Source organism: Neisseria sp. HMSC058F07 (genome assembly GCF_001810035.1).
GTDB classification, from domain to species: Bacteria; Pseudomonadota; Gammaproteobacteria; order Burkholderiales; family Neisseriaceae; genus Neisseria; species Neisseria perflava.
Window position 1 is genome coordinate 450297 of the sequence record NZ_KV799706.1, and the last position, 20197, is coordinate 470493.

The 20197-nt window shown below is 49.5% G+C and carries 19 protein-coding genes; 5 read left to right on the forward strand and 14 right to left on the reverse strand.

Annotation, left to right across the window (positions count from 1 at the left end):
* Positions 1 to 157: 157 nt before the first annotated feature.
* A complete protein-coding gene (gene thrC / locus HMPREF2696_RS10160; RefSeq protein ID WP_070588405.1) occupies positions 158 to 1567 on the reverse strand; it encodes a threonine synthase in 1410 nt (469 codons plus the stop codon).
* 86 nt (positions 1568 to 1653) lie between these two features.
* Positions 1654 to 2028, reverse strand: coding sequence for a hypothetical protein (locus tag HMPREF2696_RS10165; RefSeq protein WP_063068685.1), 375 nt, complete (start codon positions 2026 to 2028; stop codon positions 1654 to 1656).
* A 151-nt stretch (positions 2029 to 2179) separates the two neighbouring features.
* Here HMPREF2696_RS10165 and HMPREF2696_RS10170 point away from each other — a divergent pair, with 151 nt between their 5' ends.
* The 4 genes from HMPREF2696_RS10170 to HMPREF2696_RS10185 all read left to right on the forward strand — a co-directional run bounded on the left by HMPREF2696_RS10170 (position 2180) and on the right by HMPREF2696_RS10185 (position 6919).
* Complete coding sequence (locus tag HMPREF2696_RS10170; protein ID WP_049336804.1) at positions 2180 to 3487, forward strand: replication-associated recombination protein A; 1308 nt, start codon at positions 2180 to 2182, stop codon at positions 3485 to 3487.
* Positions 3488 to 3588: 101 nt separating this feature from the next.
* Positions 3589 to 4890: a polyamine export protein PaeA gene (locus HMPREF2696_RS10175; protein ID WP_003679774.1), complete on the forward strand. Its 1302-nt coding sequence runs from the start codon at positions 3589 to 3591 to the stop codon at positions 4888 to 4890.
* Between the two features lie 59 nt (positions 4891 to 4949).
* Positions 4950 to 5753, forward strand: a complete 804-nt coding sequence (locus HMPREF2696_RS10180) for an RNA ligase family protein (protein WP_004519970.1) — start codon at positions 4950 to 4952, stop codon at positions 5751 to 5753.
* Positions 5754 to 5785: 32 nt separating this feature from the next.
* Positions 5786 to 6919, forward strand: a complete 1134-nt coding sequence (locus HMPREF2696_RS10185) for an AAA family ATPase (protein ID WP_004519969.1) — start codon at positions 5786 to 5788, stop codon at positions 6917 to 6919.
* A gap of 98 nt (positions 6920 to 7017) precedes the next feature.
* On the opposite strand, the gene HMPREF2696_RS10190 is transcribed toward HMPREF2696_RS10185, so the two are convergent.
* The 12 genes from HMPREF2696_RS10190 to HMPREF2696_RS10245 all read right to left on the reverse strand — a co-directional run bounded on the left by HMPREF2696_RS10190 (position 7018) and on the right by HMPREF2696_RS10245 (position 17856).
* Positions 7018 to 7323, reverse strand: a complete 306-nt coding sequence (locus HMPREF2696_RS10190) for a hypothetical protein (RefSeq protein WP_003746349.1) — start codon at positions 7321 to 7323, stop codon at positions 7018 to 7020.
* A gap of 26 nt (positions 7324 to 7349) precedes the next feature.
* Positions 7350 to 8240, reverse strand: a complete 891-nt coding sequence (locus HMPREF2696_RS10195) for an NAD(+) kinase (protein WP_036491160.1) — start codon at positions 8238 to 8240, stop codon at positions 7350 to 7352.
* 27 nt (positions 8241 to 8267) lie between these two features.
* The gene (locus HMPREF2696_RS10200; RefSeq protein WP_004519967.1) at positions 8268 to 8840 is read right to left on the reverse strand and encodes a ubiquinone biosynthesis accessory factor UbiJ; all 573 of its coding nucleotides are present in this window, start codon (positions 8838 to 8840) and stop codon (positions 8268 to 8270) included.
* Between the two features lie 50 nt (positions 8841 to 8890).
* A complete protein-coding gene (locus tag HMPREF2696_RS10205; protein WP_004519966.1) occupies positions 8891 to 9664 on the reverse strand; it encodes a Rossmann-fold NAD(P)-binding domain-containing protein in 774 nt (257 codons plus the stop codon).
* A gap of 89 nt (positions 9665 to 9753) precedes the next feature.
* A complete protein-coding gene (locus HMPREF2696_RS10210) occupies positions 9754 to 10395 on the reverse strand; it encodes a TetR/AcrR family transcriptional regulator (protein WP_070588407.1) in 642 nt (213 codons plus the stop codon).
* An 18-nt stretch (positions 10396 to 10413) separates the two neighbouring features.
* Complete coding sequence (gene murB / locus HMPREF2696_RS10215; RefSeq protein WP_004519964.1) at positions 10414 to 11454, reverse strand: UDP-N-acetylmuramate dehydrogenase; 1041 nt, start codon at positions 11452 to 11454, stop codon at positions 10414 to 10416.
* Positions 11455 to 11500: 46 nt separating this feature from the next.
* A complete protein-coding gene (locus HMPREF2696_RS10220) occupies positions 11501 to 12274 on the reverse strand; it encodes an LEM-3-like GIY-YIG domain-containing protein (protein ID WP_004519963.1) in 774 nt (257 codons plus the stop codon).
* Positions 12275 to 12337: 63 nt separating this feature from the next.
* A complete protein-coding gene (locus HMPREF2696_RS10225; protein WP_070588409.1) occupies positions 12338 to 13717 on the reverse strand; it encodes an MATE family efflux transporter in 1380 nt (459 codons plus the stop codon).
* Positions 13718 to 13820: 103 nt separating this feature from the next.
* The gene (locus tag HMPREF2696_RS10230) at positions 13821 to 14258 is read right to left on the reverse strand and encodes an acyl-CoA thioesterase (RefSeq protein WP_004519960.1); all 438 of its coding nucleotides are present in this window, start codon (positions 14256 to 14258) and stop codon (positions 13821 to 13823) included.
* Between the two features lie 26 nt (positions 14259 to 14284).
* A complete protein-coding gene (locus HMPREF2696_RS10235) occupies positions 14285 to 15214 on the reverse strand; it encodes an LpxL/LpxP family acyltransferase (protein WP_070588410.1) in 930 nt (309 codons plus the stop codon).
* Positions 15215 to 15218: 4 nt separating this feature from the next.
* Positions 15219 to 15944 carry a glycosyltransferase family 2 protein gene (locus HMPREF2696_RS10240; RefSeq protein WP_070588412.1) on the reverse strand — a complete coding sequence of 242 codons (726 nt, stop codon included), beginning with the start codon at positions 15942 to 15944 and terminating at the stop codon, positions 15219 to 15221.
* A gap of 145 nt (positions 15945 to 16089) precedes the next feature.
* A complete protein-coding gene (locus tag HMPREF2696_RS10245) occupies positions 16090 to 17856 on the reverse strand; it encodes an ABC transporter ATP-binding protein/permease (protein WP_070588414.1) in 1767 nt (588 codons plus the stop codon).
* A 233-nt stretch (positions 17857 to 18089) separates the two neighbouring features.
* On the opposite strand from HMPREF2696_RS10245, the gene HMPREF2696_RS10250 reads away from it, so the two are divergent.
* The coding region (locus tag HMPREF2696_RS10250) for a TonB-dependent receptor (protein ID WP_070588417.1) at positions 18090 to 20197 on the forward strand (2108 nt) is incomplete at its 3' end.

Below are 20197 nucleotides of genomic sequence, written 5' to 3' on the forward strand. Positions count from 1 at the left end.
AGTCAAAAGGAGTCGGTATTGTTTTAACGCCTTGATTTTATATTGGGAACGACTGCGGCGTGGTGGGTTTGGCAATAATGTTACCCACTTCTCAAATATCGGTTGCGGCCGTCTGAAACTTTTTCAGACGGCCTGTGCAGTCGTCAAGGACGGCCGGTTAAGCCAGGGCTTCCTTAATGATGTCTTTCACTGCCGTTGCATTATTAGGGACAACACGGACCCGTTGTGGCAGATTTTCCAAGCCTTCCAATGCGGCAGGGCGGGGGATGGAAACTTCGCCGACAGCCTCATGGATGGTGGCTTCAAATTTGGCAGCCAATGCGGTTTCGAGGCAGACAATGGTTTCTCCGGCTTCGCGTACTTCACGCGCTACTTTGATGCCATCGGCTGTATGCGGATCAATCAATTCATGATCTTGCTCGTAAACCTGTTTGATGCTGGCAAGGCGGTTGGCATGGGTCGATTTGCCGGAAACAAAGCCATATTGTTGATGTACTTTGTTTAACATAAATTCCAAATTAAAACCTTTACCGGAGCCTACTTCAGCCCATAAGGTTTTGATTTCGTCTGCATCGCGGTCCATCAGGTCAAACACAAAACGCTCGAAGTTGGAGGCTTTGGAAATATCCATAGACGGGCTGGATGTGACGTGGGTGTGTTCGCTGTTGCGCGGGCGGTATGCGCCGGTTTTGAAAAATTCGTCTAATACGTCGTTTTCATTGGTGGCAACAATCAAGCGGTGGATAGGCAGGCCCATTTGGCGGGCGATATGGCCGGCGCAGACATTGCCGAAGTTGCCGCTTGGCACGCAGAAGCTGACTTTTTCGTCATTGCTCGAAGTGGCATTGAAATAACCGGCGAAGTAGTACACAACTTGGGCGACAATGCGGCCCCAGTTGATGGAGTTGACTGTGCCGATGTGGTATTTGGCTTTGAATTCGGCATCGTTTTGTACGGCTTTGACGATGTCTTGGCAGTCGTCAAACATACCTTCAACAGCGATGTTGTGGATGTTGGCATCTTGCAGGCTGAACATTTGCGCGCGTTGGAATGCGCTCATTTTGCCTTCCGGCGACAGCATGAAGACATTAACGCCTTTTTTACCGCGCAGGGCATATTCGGCGGCAGAGCCGGTGTCGCCGCTGGTGGCGCCTAAAATATTGAGTTCTTTGCCTTCTTTGTTCAATACATATTCAAACGCATTGCCCAAGAATTGCATGGCCATGTCTTTGAATGCCAAAGTCGGGCCGTTGGAGAGGGCTTGAATTTTGATGCCGTCTGAAAGTGTACGAACCGGAGTAATGGCTTTGGTGCCGAATACTTCTTCGGTGTAGGTGCGGTTGATGATATCGCGTAAATCATCAGCAGGGATGTCGGTGGCAAACAGGCTCATGACTTCAAACGCCAGCTCTGGATAGCTGAGTGTGCGCCATTGGTCTAAAGTAGCACGGTCGATTTGAGGGTATTGCTCAGGCAGCATCAAACCTCCGTCAGGAGCCAAACCCATCAATAAAACTTCGCTGAATTGCTTGCGTGCGGTTGCACCGCGGGTGCTGATGTATTTCATGGTTTCTTCTCTATATATTTAAAATTCAAATAGAAAGTCAAAACGAATTCAGACGGCCTCGATATTAAAAAAGGCCGTCTGAACGATTATTTGTAGAGTCGTTTGAAGCAGGCGGTAACCGTTTTTGCGGTAACGGAAGCAATGGCCTGCTCGCGGGTTGCTGGGCTCAATACCTGCATCATTTCGGTTGCAGTCAATTGATTTGGCGCTTCTTCGCTGGCGCAGCCGCAGATTTTATTTTCCCATTCGGCTTGTTTTTCCGCACTCATGGCCAAAGCAATGACACGCCATTCGTTACGTTTGTTCAATTCGGTACGGCATTGGCTGTCTACCGCCATTTTCACTACGCTGCTGCCGATACCTGTACCGCTGCCCAAGCCGCCGAAAGATTCGCCGCCGGTAGCGCATGCACCCAATAAGAAAGCTGATGTAACAGCTGCCAAAAGAGTTTTTGAAGTCATGATGTTTCCTGTTAGCAAGGCCGTCTGAAACGCCCGAAGAGTTCTCAAAATAGCATGTATTATACCGTAATGCGGCCCGATATGTGAGTTTGCGAAACTGCCGTATAATGCTAGCGAGTTTTCTTTTTAATCAATCAGCACGAAAGCCGCTATGTCCGACCTTTTCGCCCGCCAACCCGAAGCCCCTTTAGCCGAACGCTTGCGCCCGCATTCTTTAGATGATGTCATCGGGCAGCAGCACTTAATCGGCGAAGGTAAACCTTTGCGCGTGGCGGTGGAAGGCGGGAAGCCGCATTCTATGTTGCTATGGGGGCCGCCGGGTGTAGGCAAAACCACGCTGGCACGGATTTTGGCGCAGAGTTTCAATGCCCAGTTTCTGCCGGTTTCCGCCGTATTTTCCGGCGTGAAAGACATACGCGAGGCAATCGAGAAAGCTGAAATTGCCTTGCAGCAAGGGCGCGCGACAATTTTGTTTGTTGACGAGGTACACCGCTTCAACAAAGCGCAGCAGGACGCATTTTTGCCTTATGTCGAAAGCGGCTTATTAACCTTTATCGGTGCCACCACGGAAAATCCGTCATTTGAAGTCAATCCGGCTTTACTTAGCAGAGCGCAGGTGTATGTCTTGCAATCCTTGTCTTCAGACGACCTGAAGAAGCTGATTACCAAAGTATTGGCTTTGCCTGAATACCAAGATTTCACGATTGAAGCAGATGCGCAAGAATTGCTTGTGAATACCGCCGATGGCGATGCGCGCAGATTGTTGAACTTGATTGAGCAGCTTTTACGCGCTGCTAATACACGCCGTCTGAAAACCCTGACCGCCGAATTTCTTGCCGACAGTTTGGGTGCGCAAATCCGTCGTTTTGATAAGGGTGGCGAGAGTTTCTACAATCAGATTTCCGCGCTGCACAAATCCGTGCGCGGTTCGCATCCTAATGCGGCATTGTATTGGTTCTGCCGTATGCTCGACGGCGGTACCGACCCGCGCTATCTTGCCCGCCGCATTGTCCGCATGGCATGGGAAGACATCGGCTTGGCCGATCCGCGTGCCTTAACGATTGCCAATGATGCCGCCGCTACTTATGAGCGCTTAGGTTCGCCAGAAGGGGAGCTTGCTTTGGCTCAGGCCGTGCTGTACCTTGCCGCCGCCGCCAAATCCAATGCAGGCTATAAGGCATACAACCAAATGCGCCGTTTCGTCAAAGAAAATGCCAGCGACGAAGTACCTGTCCACCTGCGCAATGCCCCGACCAAACTGATGAAAGAATTGGGTTATGGACGCGAATATCGCTACGCCCATGACGAACCAAATGCCTACGCCGCCGGCGAAAGCTATATGCCCGACGGCTTGGATGAACCCGATTTCTATCAACCTGTCCCTCGTGGATTGGAAATCAAAATTGGCGAAAAGCTAAAATGGTTGAAATCCTTGGATGAAGATGCGCTGGATGATTAAAACAATAAATGTACATCATACAAATCTAAGATCAAATTGAATTTTTCAGACGGCCTTTGCTGTTTGAATATTTTTAACCTATACCATACACAAACTTTTTCATGAATATTTTTGAAGCCTTACTATTATTGTGCCTGCTGATTGTCATTAGCGCGTTTGTATCCTGTTCCGAACTCGCGCTTGCTTCGGCACGCAAAATCAAATTGCAGGTCATGGCGAAAGACGGCGGCGATACGCGTGCGCTTGACGTCATCAATATGCAGCAGCAGCCGGGCAGTTTTATTACCGTTGTCCAAATCGGTTTGAACGCCGTCGCCATTCTTGCCGGTATTGTCGGCGAGGCAGCAATACGTCCGTATTTTGGCAAACTTTTGGAGAACGCAGGCAGTTGGGGCAGCACAGTTGCCTCTTTGCTGACATTCTCGCTGGTTACAGGCAGCTTTATTTTAATTGCTGACCTGATGCCCAAGCGTATGGCAATGACCCATCCCGAAGCGGTGGCGGTACGCATTGTCCGTCCAATGATGTTTTTGATTTTTATCTTAAAGCCCCTTGTCTGGGTTTTTGACGGATTGGCAAACGCAATATTCAAACTCTTCAAAATCTCAACCGTCCGTCAGGAGCAGCTTACCTCGGAAGATATTTATGCCGTCGTTGATGCCGGCGCGCAGGCTGGTGTATTGAAAGAACAAGAACACTATCTGATTGAAAACATTTTCGATATGCAGGAGCGCACGGTCACTTCCACCATGAGCACGCGCGAATATATCGCCTATTTCGATAAACACGACGACAGCGATACCGTGTTGGAAATGATGTCGGACAAACCGCACAACAAATTCCTCGTATGTGACGGCGACTTGGAACGCGTCATCGGCTATATCGAATCTCATACGCTGCTGACCTTGTTTTTAAAAGAAAAAGACGTCCGCCTGACCGACAAGCGCGTGTTGCGTAAAGCCTTGTTTATCCCCGACACATTGTCGCTTTATGATGTATTGGAGACCTTCAAAACTTCCGGCGAAGACTTCGCCGTAGTGGTGAACGAATACGCGCTGGTGGTTGGCGTGGTAACGCTGAAAGATGTGATGAGCATTGTGATGGGCGAGCTGGTCAATACCGAAGAAGAGCCGCAAATTATCCGCCGTACCGAAGATACATGGTTGGTAGATGGTGCTACGCCGCTTACCGATGTCATGCGCGCACTGGATATTGAAGAGTTTCCCAATTCGGAAAACTACGAAACCATCGCCGGCTTTATGATGTATTCCTTGCGCAAAATCCCGAAGCGCACCGATTTTTTGGTTTATGCCGGTTATAAGTTTGAAATCATCGATACCGAAAATTTGAAAATCGACCAACTTTTGGTTTCCAAACAAGGAAATATGGTGGGGAAAATGTAACGGGTTGCTGGGAACACTTGAAAAGAAAATTAAAAAATGAATAAAAAGGAAAAAATATTATGACGACAACTGAACCTCAAAAATACGCCCGCAGCCTGCACGCGCCCATCAGCCTCGGCACGACTTCAGACGACCGCTTTATGCCGCGCGGCTTTCTTTCATATTTTGCCTCGCTGCCGAAATTGGTTTTAACCGAAAAATTAGATGGGCAAAACAACTGCTTTGCCGCGCACGGCCTCTATGCCCGTAGTCATGCTGCACCTACCCAGCATCCGTGGGATAAACCTTTGCTGCAACGATGGCAGCAAATCAAAGATGATTTGGGCGATCTCGAACTTTTTGGCGAGAATATGTACGGCATTCATTCGATTGCCTATTCTCAACTGGAAAGCTATTTTTATCTATTCGCCGTCCGCCGTGGCGGACATTGGCTTTCATGGGAAGAGGTTAAATTTTATGCGCAGCTGTTTGATTTTCCGACTGTGCCAGAAATCCCAATTGTCCAGCCGCTTGCAGATTCCACTCAAAAATACGCCAATGAAGATATTGCTTTAGCGCAATGGCTTGCCGCTAATTTGGGAGAGCCGTGGACAGACAGCGTACAAACTGCCGGTAAGCTTGGCGGCTACGATCCGAAAACAGGAGCGGCATGCAGTGAAGGTTTCGTTATCCGGAACGCCGCTGATTTTGCCACCAACAACGGCAACCTGCCTGTTCAATTCAATGAATTTGATAATCTTTTCAAATTGGTGCGAGCCAAACACGTTAAAACCGACGTTCATTGGACGAAAACTTGGAAGCCTGCCCGTCTTATCGATTACGACAAATACCATTGGCAAAGCTGGCAGTTTCAGACGGCCTGAAGTCCAATTATCCAATAATAAGAAAGACAATTATGTGGACATTCCCAGATTACATACCCGGTCAACTTCCTGATTGGCAAGCCTTAGAACGTCGTTTCAGCTGGTTTGCCGATATGAAGGATGTTCTGCAAGACCCTGAGTGGCATGCTGAAGGCGATGTATTTACGCATACCAAAATGGTGTGCGAAGCCCTTTTACAACTGCCCGAGTTTCAAGCGCTTGATGAACAGGAGCAACATATTCTGTTTGCTGCCGCCATACTGCATGATGTGGAAAAACGCAGTACGACCAAGCGTGAAATAGAAAACGGTAAAGAGCGTATCGTTTCGCCGCATCACGCAAAAAAAGGCGAGCATACTGCCCGTACTTTACTGTATACCGAATTTGCCGCTCCATTTGCCGTAAGAGAAGCAATCGCCAAACTTGTGCGCTTGCACGGATTGCCTTTATGGGCAATTAACAAGCCTAATCCTGATCGAGCTGTCATAGCGGCCAGTTTGCAGGTTAACACTGCACATCTTGCCATGCTGGCTAAAGCCGATGTCCTGGGTCGTATATGTTGCGACCAACAGGATATTTTGCTGCGCGTTGATTTGTTTCGTGAACTCTGTGAAGAAAATGCTTGTTGGGGTAAGGCACGTACGTTCGCCAGCGATTACGGACGCTATCTCTATCTTAACGGCCGTAGCGAAATGCCGGATTATCAGCCATTTGATGATCAGACCTTTGAGGTGTACGCCATGTGCGCCATAGCAGGTAGCGGCAAAGACAGCTACATCAGGCAACATCTTGCCCATTTACCTATGCTGTCGCTCGATGAGATTCGCCGTGAGCGTAAACTCAATCCCGCAGATTCCAAACATACCGCCGAAGCAGTGCGTTTGGGTAAAGAGCAGGCAAAAGAATACCTGCGAGCCCGTACGTCATTTGTCTTCAATGCGACCAATCTCAACCGCGACTTGCGCAGTAAATGGCTGCCGATGTTTGCCGATTACGGCGCACGTGTGCATCTCATTTATTTGGAAGTGCCTTACACGCAATTACTATCGCAAAACCGTAACCGCGAACATTCTGTTCCGAATGATGTGTTGCACCGCATGATAGAAAAGCTGGAAATCCCTGATTACAGTGAAGCGCATACGGTAGATTTTGTGGTCTCTTCTTAAAAAGTAAAGGGTTTTTGTAAGTAGGCCGTCTGAAACAATCTAATGTTTCAGACGGCCTTTTTATGAAATTAAAATTACTAGAGCTAAGGGGAAGGTCTTTATTCGCAATTTAAGCCTTTTGTTTTTTCAGCGAATGTATCCATGGCAATTTGGCACATGCGTTCACGTTGGCCTACGTCGGCAGCAGGCAGGATTTGGCGCAGGTATTTTGTGTTGTCACGTTGGAACGATGCTTTATCGCCTGCTTTTTGGTAACACGCATCCGCACGGGTAAAGTATTGCTGGCAGATTTTCGGCAATTCTTCAAAGGACAAGGGTTTGCTTTTGTGCATGCCGTGTGCGGAGACGGAGAGGGAGGAAAGGGCGCACAGCGCGATGATTAAGGTTTGGGAAATGGTTTTCATGGTAAGCCTATTTATTGAAGTGGTGTTTAAATCAATTGTTCGCCCCAATGCAGCTTTTGGCGCAGGGTTTTGAAGTATTGGTAATCGGTGGGATGGAGGACGCGCAAGGGATTGTGATAGCGGCGAATGATGATGCGGTCGAAGTTTTGCACGTCGATATGGGATTGTCCGTCAAAATGTGCGCGTGCGTCGCCGCTTTTGGTAATGAGGATTTCGATTACGCTGGTGTCGGAGATGGCAATCGGGCGGTTGGTCATGGATTGCGGACAGATAGGCACAAGCGTGAAGGCGTGCAGACCGGCTTGCATGATGGGGCCGCCGGCGGCAAGTGCATAAGCGGTCGAACCTGTCGGCGTGGAAATAATCAGGCCGTCCGAACGTTGGGTATAGACAAATTCTTGATTGATAAATACTTCAAATTCAATCATTTGGCCTGCACCGCCACGAGACAGTACGGTGTCGTTGAGGGCTAGGGCGCGTTCGATGGTTTCGCCGTCACGAATGATACTGGCTTCAATGAGGATGCGCTCTTCGGGCAGATATTTGCCTTCCAGTACGGGGCGGATACCCTCAACCATGGTGTCGCGTGAGATTTGGGTGAGAAAGCCTAAGTGGCCTTGATTGATGCCGATGATAGGAACGGCGCGCGGAGCAACTTCGCGGGCAGCGGAGAGGAAGGTACCGTCGCCGCCGAGCACAATGACGAGGTCGCAATATTTGCCCAGTTGGGCTTTGTTTACGGTTTCGCAGTAGGCGGAATCTTGGATATAGACGCAGTGTTCTTCTACGCTCAATTCATCCAGATAGATGGTGAAGCCGTTTTCGCGCAGAAAAGAAACCAATGTGTGGACGGTATCTTGAATTTCGGGCGTATTGGGACGTGTAACGATACCGATGTTTTTAAATGGGCTTTTCATGATAGTAGGCCGTCTGAAATTAAGTGTCTAATCTATCCAGATATCGCGCTCGAGGCGATCGAGGCGTTCGTTTAGGCGGGCAACGTCGTCACGCAGTTTGTCCACTTCTTCCAACCATGCGGCAAGCGTGGCTTGGTCGATAACAGGGGATTCGGGTTCGCGTGAAAAGTCGCTGATTTGCTCGGCAATGCTTTTGCCGATTTTTTTCATGGTGCGGCCGATGTCGCCGGCGCGCGAGCTGATACTTTCTGCGGCCACATGACCGAATACACGCGCCAAATCTTCGCTCGGATAATAGCGCAGTCCACCCAAAATAGGAAGGACGGACATGCCCAAGACCAAGTCGCCTTCGAGGCTGATGTCGCCCACGCCGGGCTGGCCGCCTTGGAGGATTTTTTGGATGGCGCTGTTGTGGAATGTGATGTTGGTGTCGGCGGTTTCATTTGCGGTTTCAAGAAAACCTTGTTCGCTGATGCGTCCGGTCAGTCTGAAACCGGTCAGGCTGATGCAGATGATGCTGCCTGCAAATTCAGACAGCTCGCGCTGTTGCTCTGGATTTTGCTGTATCAGGTGGTTGATAAGGGGAAATAGGGCGGACATGGTTTACTCTAAATGCCGTCTGAAACGGATTAATGGGTTGAGTCGCAATTTTACAGGCTTAGCCCGTCTGCGCAAACGGTATTTACAATTTTGCCGTTGCTTTTGTCATCAACGATGAAATCAGGAGCCGGTAGCCCGAGTTTGGCCGCTTCGGCAGTATAAAATTCGGCCCGGCTTGGGTGGCGGGGTTCGACAATATTGCGGATACGCTTGCCGTCAGCTTGGCAGGCCGTTTGAAAAAGGACTTGGACGGCAAGATCCTTATGAAGAATATTGACGGGTTGATTGCCGCCTTGAATGCGTGTTTTCTGAACCAGCTTGGTAACGGGATGACGGTCGGCAGAGTAAAGCCCGCCCAGTCGCAGTATATCGATATGGGGGACGGCGCTTTCAAGCAGGGCTTGCTCGACTACGAGGATTTGACGGGCAGATTCGGTTTGCGGATCGGGCGGCGTGCTTTCATCGCATATGCGTGCTTGGTCGCCATACACGCTGGTGCTGCTGGTAAAGATGATGTGTTGTACCTTAGATTGCTCGGCAAGTTGAATCCATTTTTTTAAGGTATCGGCGTAATGGTTTAATGATGAAGGCGGAAGCAGGCAAAACCATGTCGGCTTGTTGATATGGTTTTGCCATAAGGTCGAACTGTGAAAAATATCGTTTTGGTTTAAATCGATAATGTCGAGTTCAATTGGCAGATTGATGTCGTCGGAGGTCAGGTTGCGTTTGACGGCGGCTACCTGACTGCCTTGCTCATAAAATTTTTGTGCCAGCGGCAGGCCGAGATAGCCTAAGCCGAGAATGGAAATATCGGGAAGGTGCATAAATAAAGCATCCGAAAATTAACAGGCCGTCTGAAAATAGCTTTAACTTGGTTAAAGCCACGTTTTCAGACGGCCTTTGTATGGAAAAATTAATGGTTGCTGCCGATTTTTTGGTCGAATTCGGCACGGTGTTCCGGCAGGAGGTAGGGGCGTAACAGGCTGAGTGTGCGGCTGATGCCCCGTACTTTGGAATCCTCGGTCAACTTGGCTCGACCGCGCAGGGAGCTGTCGAAGTCGAACCAGTATTTCGTCACCACCCACATATTGACGGCAAGGTCGTTCATGGCGGTTTGGTCTGCGCTGATGATGTTCAGACCGTTGAGCTGGGTCAGCAGGTTGACCAACAGCGGGGACACTTTGGCTTGGGTAAAGGTATTGTGCTCGCCCAATAATTCGGCACTGCGGGCAAGCAGGGTATTCACATCGCTGAAAAGGAAACGGTATTCCCACATCACATCATAAATACCGGCCATGTAGTTGATGGAGTCTTCCACATTAGACGGCAATACGGCTTCGTTAAGGTAGACAAGCAGGGCTTCGCTGTAACGCTTGAACAATTGGACAATAATTTCGTCTTTGTTGCGGAAATGGTAGTAGAGGTTGCCCGGGCTGATGCCTAAGTGGGCGGCAATATGGTTGGTGCTAATATTGCGCTCGCCTTCTTCGTTGAACAAGGCGAGGCTGGCATTGATGATTCGTGTGTAAGTGTTGACTTTAGCAATGCGCGGCATGGAATACACTCCTTTGTTTTATAGGCTGTATGAAGTCGGCAGCCAGTTGGGTTCTGCGTGTAATTCTACCTGAAATTGAGTAAATACTGTATTACAAACATATTGTGCCAGCTGGTGGACATCTTGAGCGGACGCATTGTTTTTATTCACCAAAACCAAAGCCTGTCTGTCATGCACAGCCGCCCCGCCGATCTGATGGCCTTTCAGACGGCATTGGTCAATCAGCCAGCCGGCCGCGAGTTTGACCGAACCGTCAGGCTGCGGATAGCGTGGCATATTGGGGTATTGTTGCAACAAATCGGCAGCTTTTTCAGCGCTGACAACAGGGTTTTTAAAGAAACTTCCGACATTACCAAGCACGTTAGGATTAGGCAGTTTACTGTTGCGGATTGCACACACTGCATCGGAAACATCTTTAGCCGTTGCCTCGCGGTCTTGGCTTAGTTCGGCAACCGCTGCCGCCAAATCGCCATAGCCCAAGTTCGGCACAAAATGCTCTTTTAACGCGAATACAACCGAAACAATCACATAACGGCCTTTGCCTTCCTGTTTGAATAGGCTTTCACGATAGGCAAAGTCACAGTCGGCATTGGAAAGCTCGACAAAGGTTTCCGTATCCAAATCAAAGCAGCGTACGCTATGGATAACATCTTTCGCTTCAACACCATATGCACCGATATTTTGTACCGGAGACGCGCCGACCGTGCCCGGAATCAGACTGAGGTTTTCCAGCCCGCTTAAACCCAGCCCAACCGTGTGCAAAACAAAATCATGCCAAATTTCCCCAGCCTGAGCCTCGATATAAACCAGGCCGTCTGAACGCTCAATTTCGCGTATTCCCTTGTTTTCCATATGCACAACCAGACCGGCATAGTCCTCCATCAAAAGGATATTGCTGCCGCCGCCGAGCCATAAAACAGTATTTCGGTTGAACTCGGGCAGCCGGACGATGTCGCGCAACTCGTCGGCGTGTTTGAGTGCGATAAAGGCTTGGGCTTGGGCGCGAAGGCCGAAAGTGTTGTAGGGGGTGAGGTCGGTTTGGTATTGGATGGGTTGCATGATGATTTGTGATTTTGTGGATTCAGGTCGTCTGAAAACTTACTATTTAACAATTACGATAGGTAATGGGGTTTTGGGGCGCTTTATAGTTTTCTTGGGAAGAATAGGTCAGCTTGTCCACGATTTCTTGATAAATATTGGACTCTTTTGGTAACGGCTTGCCTTCAAACATCCAACGACCTTGAATAATATCGTCGGCAGAAATCCATCTTTCAATTTCATATACTGCCAATGTCCAGCCGCGATAGACTGCAACTGCATATTTTGCTTTTTCACGCCTACTTCCGATTTTCCAATATTTCCGTGTGCGCTCATAAATTTCCTTATGCCTATCGGCTTCAGGAATATTCCCTGATCTGATGTCTTTTTTCAGTTTCTCGTATTCGTTATTAATCGTAATTAAAACAATAGGTTTATCAGTTTTCAATTCTTGCGCATCATATTTTCGTTTTAATTCGGACAAGCTCATCAATCCTACTTCAGAAGAATGCGTGCCGCCTTGAATATTAGTCAGCGGCTGCTGGCTCGGCTTGACTAGGGAGAGTAGGTCTATTGCCATTGCTTCATATTCAAAAGCCTGTTTGTCTGTTTGGATGTTGTGCCGCAGAATGTAATACACGGGCTGGTTTCCGCTTTTATGTATTTCCCTAATCAAAGCAATTTTATCACTTGGCGTTTCTGTTTCTTGTAATGAACCTAGGGCATGATGGAAAACGCGATTGCCCACGCCTTTACCTACATAGAAAATATTGCCATCTCTAGGGTCAATCAAGCAATAAATATAGTAAGCAAGTTTTTCTATAATGGAAGTTGAAAACATTTTTTTCCTTAAGAGTGAATAAGCCGTAAATGAAATATCAATGGAGGTCGTCTGAAAGAAATTTCAGACGGCCTTATGTGATTTGACCATCTCTTTACTGCAAAGCTCCAAGCACCATACCAATGCAATGGCGGCAATCGTCAGCGAAACGGTCAGCGCGGTCCAGAAGCCGTAAATGCCCATATCGGCATGATAGGCAAGCAGGTAGCCGGGCAACAGGCCGCAGCCCCAGAAAGCCACGGCATGGATGAACATCGGCATTTTGGTCACTTTATAGCCGCGCAGCGCATATGAAGCGATACATTGGGTGGCATCTGCCAGTTGGAATAGGGAAGCGAAAAATAAAACGGTTGCGGCAATGCCTAATACTGCCGCATCGTTGGTGTACATACCTGCCAACTGAAAGCGAAAGACAACCAAGAGCAGCGCGGTGCAGGTGGCAAGTAGCCAGCCCAACACCAGCGAAACGCCTGAAATATAACGCGCCCGCAAAAAATCGCGCCGCCCGAGCGAAAAGCCAACGCGTACCGTGCTTGCCGAGCCGACACTTTGCGGAACCATATACAAAATGCCCGACAGGCTGATGACGACTTGTTGGGCGGCGACATAATCCTCGCCGAATGGCGCCACCAAAAAGACGATAAACGAAAACGCGCTGGCTTCTAAAAAATAAGACAAGCCGATGGGTGCGCCGATTTTCCAAATCTGTTTGAAAGCCGCCAAATCGGGTTTGCCGATTTTTGCCGTTAAGCCAAACGGACGAAAGAATTTTTCTTTGGCAATATAAAGCCACAAAGCCAATGCGCTGAACCAAAATACCGCTGCCGTTGCCACGCCGCAACCTGCGCCGCCTAAAGCAGGCATACCGAATTTGCCGTAAACGAACACATAGTTCAGCGGCACATTCAACGCAAATGCCGCGAAGCTGACCAACATAATTACGCGTGGGCGGTTTAAGCTGGAGGCATAAGCGTGCAGGGCGCGGTGTATCATGGCGGCCGGCATTGCCAAGCTGGTAAAGAGCATATATTGCGCCATAGTGTCTTCAACATAATCGTTCAATGTCAGCCAATGACGGAAAGGCATAATCATCGCCCACATCAACAGCATGCCGAATACACCCAAACACAAGCCAAACCAAATGCCCTGCATTCCTGTTTTGCCGACTTCTTCGGTTTTACCTGCGCCGTACAGCTGAGCAATCATCGGGTTCAACGCCGCCATCACGCCCATAAAGGTAATGTAAATCGTCGAGAATGCGCTGCTGCCCAAAGCCACCGCGGCCAAATCTTCCTTACCTGAGCCACCGGCCATCACCGTATCGACGAAACCTATACCCACTTGCGCCACTTGCGCCAACAGCATAGGCAGGGCGAGGGCAGTAAGTAGGCGGATTTCTTTTAAGAAAACAGGAAAGGTAAAGCGGTTGAGGTTCAGTAGCATAATGATATGTGGATTGAGGATAAAGGCCGTCTGAAATGGAAACTTAAAATTATAAAGGGTAAAGCTGATAAGCAGGCAATATCTTGTTTAATCGCTAAATTTTTTAGACGGCCTTAAATGTCGGATGTCTTTTTACTGCTTCCAACCAGCTGTCCGGCGTTTGAAACTGCATCAGGCCGTCTGAAAGCGAAACAGCGGCTTGGGTAGTCGAAGCGCGGGTCAGTTTTTCATTGGTTTCGGCATCGTAAATGGTGTAATCGATACGCAGGCAGCTTTCGATCTCGACGATGTCCATATCAACGCGGATTTTTTGGCCGAAACGGGCAGGGCGGATGTATTTGAGGTTCATCTGCACAATCGGCCAGCTGTACCCTTGCCGTCCCATTTCGTTATAGTCGTAACCGATGGAAGACAGAAAAGCACAACGCGCGGTTTCAAGGTATTTGACATAGTTGCCGTGCCACACGATGTGCATGGCATCTACGTCAAAAAAAGGAACTTCAGTTTCAAAGCTGTGTTGGCAGTAGATGTGTTTTTTCATGGTTTAAAAGAGTGAATGTGATGGTTTCAGACGGCGTCTTCGCCCCAAAAATCATAAAAATTGAACCATTGTAGCGGATTTTGCGCACATTCTTGCGCCAAAATGTCGGCAAAACCCTGCATCGCGTCTTTGACGGTAGCCTCGCGCTTGCCGCGTTTCCAGCTGGAAGTATCGGTAAAGCGGCGCAGTTTCAAATGATAGCGGCCGTTTTGTTTGACGCAAAACAGCGTGTTTACCTGCGTTTTTAAAAGCGAAGCCAATAGCCATGCGCCTTGCGGCATAGGGGCGGTGTGGCCTAAGAAATTAATGTCGGCGGTTTTCTCGCCGCGTACAGGCACGCGGTCGGCCGCAATGGCAATCCATTCGCCGTCTTCGATACGGCGGTTTAATTCCATCATCAGGGTGGTGTCCAAATCTGTTACTTGAATCAGACGGATATGATCTGCGCCGGCTTTTTGCAATGCCTCGTTAAATGCCTGCGCGTGTTTGCTGTGCACTAATACATTGAGTCTGAAATTTTTATGGTGCGACACCAGCGCACGGCAAACTTCGGTATTGCCCAAGTGCGAACAGGCAAAAATCTGGCCGCGTTCATTGCGCTTGACTTGCGAATAGATATCGTCCGGATCTTCAATCACCAAATCTTCATAACGGATTTTGCGTTGCCACACGGCAAAACGGTCGCAAACTGCTTCGCCAAATGCGACGAATTGTTTGAATACGCTGTGTTTCGGCAGGACGGTGTGGGGAAAGGCCGTCTGAAGACGGGTTTGATAGCGTAAGACATGACGGCGCGGTTTGGGTGCGGTTGCATAAAAATACAGCACCACAAACCAAATACACGGCCTCATGAAAAAAGCCGGCAGATAGCGCACCATCAATGTGGTCAGAGCGAGAAACAGGCGGCTGCCGCGTTCGGGCTGCGCCGCCCAATGGGTTTGTTTATTGTCGGTCATGGTTTCAGACAGCCTTTCCGAAAACTTTACCCAGTCGGTGTTTCAACATACCGAAAAACAGCCGTGTGTGCATTTTGCTGATGCGGACATTATCGGCAAAGGCATCGAAGTGGGACACGCCGTCGGCGGCGTATTGGACGGGCGTTTTAATCCAAACCGGTTTGACGTTTCGCCAGTACAGGCGGATAAGGATTTCCGTATCGAAGTCCATGCGATCGCCTACGGTTTCTTCGCGGACGACGGACAGCGCGGGTGCAAGCGGATAGAGGCGGAAGCCGCACATACCGTCTTTGATGTCGCATGACCAAGTGTGCAGCATATTCCAGAAATCGGTAATTTTGCGTCCGTAAAGCCGTGCTTTGGGCGCGTCATCGCCGTATTGCGGCCAGCCGCAAACAACGGCTTCGGGATTTCGTTCTGCTGCGGCGAGGAGTTTAGGCGTATCGTTCAAGCAATGCTGGCCGTCTGCATCAACCTGCAAGACGTGGGTATAGCCATGTTCTTGAGCGTATTCCAAGCCGGTTTTGACCGCTGCGCCTTTGCCGCCGTTGATGGGACGGTAAAGGACATCAATGCCGTCTGAAACCAAAGCCTGCAATACAGGTTTGCATTCTTCGCGTGAACCGTCGTCCACAATTAAAACGTTTAAACCGAAGCCACGCATGGTTTGGGCAACGTGGCTGATGGTGGACGGGTGGTTGTAATGTGGAATAAGGGCCAGGGTATTCATAAATATTTTTTAGACGACGTTAACACAATGCAGAGTATAGCAAATAAACATGCCATGGCGTTTGAAAAGGCCGTCTGAAACGGCGATGACAAAATCTTTGATTTCGTTTTTCACTGTTTCAGACGGCCTTTGGTATGCCATTAATTCAGCATTGTACATGACCGACATCGAGACATAAATCATGGAACTCATTGAGCGTGCTGCGGTGGCCGATACTGATGATGATGCTGTCGGGCAGTTTTTGCTTTAAGGCGCGGTAGAGCATGGCTTCGGTCGGTTCGTCTAAGGCGGCGGTGGCTTCATCAAGCAGGATGACTTTGGGCTGCGAGAGTAGGGCGCGGACGAAGGCGACGCGTTGCAGTTCGCCCGGGGAGAGTTTGTGCTGCCAGTCATCGGTTTTATCTAATTTATCAACCAGATAACCTAATCGACAAGTATTCATGGCTTCGATCAGTTCCGGATGCTGCTTGTCGATGTCGGGGTAACAAATCGCATCGCGCAGACTGCCTTGTGCCGTGTACGGGCGTTGCGGCAGGAAGAGAATCTCTTGATGTGGCGGATGACTGACCTTGCCGCTGCTGCCGAAAGGCCAAAGTCCTGCCAGCGCGCGCAGCAACGAAGTTTTGCCGCAACCGCTTGGGCCGCGTATCAGCAGGGAATTGCCGCTTTTGAGGTTAATATTGATACCGTCTAATAAAACTTCGCCGTTGTGACGGTATAGGGCAACGTTTTCTAAGATCAGGCCGTCTGAAACTTCGGTAAGGTCGGGTTGTCGTGCGGTGTGTTTTTCTTCCGTACTCAGCAAAAAGCCGTACAGACGCTCCAATCGGGCGCGGTAGGCGGTAAATTTGTTGTAGAACATTCGGAAGAAAGACAGCGCGTTTTGCAGTCGTGCGAAAGCTTGAACGGTCTGCTGGATGTCGCCGATTTTGATTTGTCCGGCAAACAGGCGCGGAGCTTGCAAAATAATCGGGAAGAGTTTGATGCCGTTGGTGAACATATCGTTAAAACCACTCAGGCAGACGCTTTGCCGCGCAATGCGCCAACGGTTGCGGATAATGGCTTTAAAACGGTCGGAAAGCTGGTCGTGTTCGTGTTTTTCGCCGCTGTAAAACGCTACGCTTTCGGCGTGGTCGCGCACGCGGATGAGGGAATAACGATAGTCGCCGTTGAGCTTTTCGTTTTCATAGTTGTAACGAATCAACGGGTTGCCTATCCACATGGCGATAAAGGTCGCCAAAATCACAAACATATAGACAAACCAAACGATGCCGTGCGGAATGTCGAAGCCGAACACGGTCAGGATGCCCGCCAATCCCCACAAAACAACGGCAAATTCCAATGAGGTAACGACCGAATTGACCATACCGCGCACAAATTCGATGGTTGAGGCGATGAAATCCTGCGCGTCTTGTTGGATACGCTGGTCGATATTGTCCGGCGCGTGGCGGCGCATTTGCAGGCGGTAGTAGTTTTTGTCGCCAAGCCAGCGTGAAGTCAAAACTTCATTGAGCCGCTCCGACCATTTAATCGCCAAACCTTGATCGAGAAAGTCGTTGACGACGTTGTTAAACGCCCGTATCAACACCACGCCCGCATTCATCGCTGCAAACATCCAAAACGCGGAGGCATTCAAATCCTGCATCGAGTCGTAAAGCCCTTTGGACATAAAGGTACTCAACACATTCAGCCGTACTTCGGTCAGCAGCAGCGTAATCATCGCCGTAATCAGCAGCAAGACTTTGACCGCGCTTTTCGGTGTTAGGCACAGCCGCAGGATATAGCTAAACTCGCGCCCGAAGCGTGTATTGCGTGCAAAAAACAGAATGACCGCCGAGGCTGCAGCGACCATCAATAAGGTCTGCAATAGCCAAGACGGCGTGGAATAAAGCTCGATTTGCCATTTTTGCATGGGGTTTTCTCTGAAAGGAAGTAAAGGCCGTCTGAAAGGACGGCAAATTTATTTGACTATGGTAACTGTAATAATAGTTTTCTGAACTGTTGTATTTTTTTGTATGTACAAACGGTTCTTATTTGTTTTTGTGGAAGGCGGAAATCTTATCAAATATAATCGCAAAACCAAATTACTTTGTAATTTTTTACTCGATATAAGAATTATTAATATTTCAAACCAGAAGGTATTTTATGAACAGCAAATTAGCCCTGATGCCGCTTGTGGTTGCAAGCGCATTCGCCTACGCCGCCGATGAAACGACACCCGAAACCCCCGTGCAACAGCAGTTGCAGGAAGTCAATGTCCGCGCCGACGCCAAACGCGTCAAAGCCGCCCGTTCTTATTCCATCGCCAGCGACGGCGACTTGCGCGACCGTGTGAATTTGGGTGTGTTAGGTAAAGCCAACGCCTTTACCGCTCCGATTACTGTGGTCAATTACGACGAAAAAGCCCTCAACAACACCGAAGCGCGTACTTTGGTGGATGCCGTAGCGAAAAAAGACGCTTCGACTTGGCAGTTTGGCGGCGAAAGCAACACCTTGACCGGCCTGTATTTCCGCGGTTACCAACTTGATGCGCGCCAATTCAGCGTCAACGGCTTAGCCGGTATGTACGGCACACAAGGTACGGCCAGCGTGCAAGTCGGCTCCGCGCAACTGATTAAAGGCGCATCCACTGCCGTAAACGGCATGGACCCTGAAGGCGCGGTATCCGGTTCCGTCAATATCGAAACCAAAAAAGCCGCTGACGAAGGCAACCGCAAAATCGGTTTGGGCTGGTTCAGCAACAACCGCGCCCAAGGTACGTTCGACTTGGGTCAACGCTTCGGCGAAAACAAAGAATTCGGTGTGCGCGCCAACGGCAAACTGCGCCACGGTGATACTCCGCGCCACGGTTACAGCGAAGACAACAAAGAATTTGCATTGAATGCCGATTATCGCGGCGAAAAACTGCGCGTGGCGTTTGACTCCATCTACGCGAAACGCAAAACCAACGGCGGCCGCGCGCGTATGCAGGACATTCAAAACCTGCAAGGCCGTCTGTTTGATGCACCTGACGGTAAAACCAACCTGCTGCCTTCTTGGAACTGGCAAAACACTGTCGGTCAAACCAATATGCTGACGTTTGAATGGGATGCGTTTGACAATGCACAGATTACAGGCGGTATCGGCTACAACAAAGCGCGTTATTACGGTACGCTGATTTCCCCGACCGTATGTTTGAATGCCACCAGTACTTGTACCGATACGCAAAACACAAACACCAGCGGCAAAGTAACGGCCCGCAACTATGACTACAACACCGGTACTGCCCGTCTGACCGACCAATACTTCCGCACTTTAAGCATGAACCTGTCTGCGCGAGGCGAATTTGAAACCGGCCCGGTTACGCACAACTGGAGTACGGCTTTTGACCGCGTTATCCGTCAACGCGCCACTACGCGCGGTTTGTCTGCAGACAGCAGCAGCGCGAAAATTTCTGCAAGCGGCGATATTGCAGCGCAACTTGATTCTTTCCAACCGGACTATGCAACCGATTGGGAAAGCTCTGCCTATCTTGATGCCAATATCAAAGTCAACAGCTTGGCCTTGTCCGACACACTGGGCTTTGCCGACAATAAATACCGCCTGACGCTGGGCGGACGTTTCCAAGCAGTTGAATACACCAATAAAAAAGAAGGTCAAAGCGGCGATGCCAAACGCTTCAGCCCGATGCTGATGGCCGCATGGGTGCCGCAACCTGATTTGGTCGTTTACGGCAACTACATGGAAGACTTGGAGCCTGCCGACATCAAAACCGATGATGACAACCATACCACCATGTCCAAACCGCGTGTCAGCCGTCAGTTTGAAGTGGGCGTGCGTAAAAACTGGGGCAATTTCGTGACCACGTTAAACGCGTTCCAAATCAAACGTCCGGGTTACTGGAGAGGCCAGACAACCACTAATGCAAAAACTAAGAAAAAAACGCTGACCTATGGCAACAATTCCGCTTTTGCCCGTTCCGGTGCTGCGGCAGGCGACGAACAAGGCATGGAACGTAGCCGCGGTATCGAGTTCAACACCTACGCGAATTTGCTCAACAATACTTTGCGTCCGACTTTGGGTCTGATGTATCTGCAATCGACCGTGAAAGACTATCCAAATTCACGCGATATGCTGGTCAGCGGCGTACAAGTCGCCAACCCACGCGTGATTGCCAAAGCAGGCGTTGAATGGGACACCCCGTTTGCTAAAGGCTTGACCTTGAACGGTAATGTTTCGTATTTCGGCAAGTCTTACCAAGACACGCAAAAAAA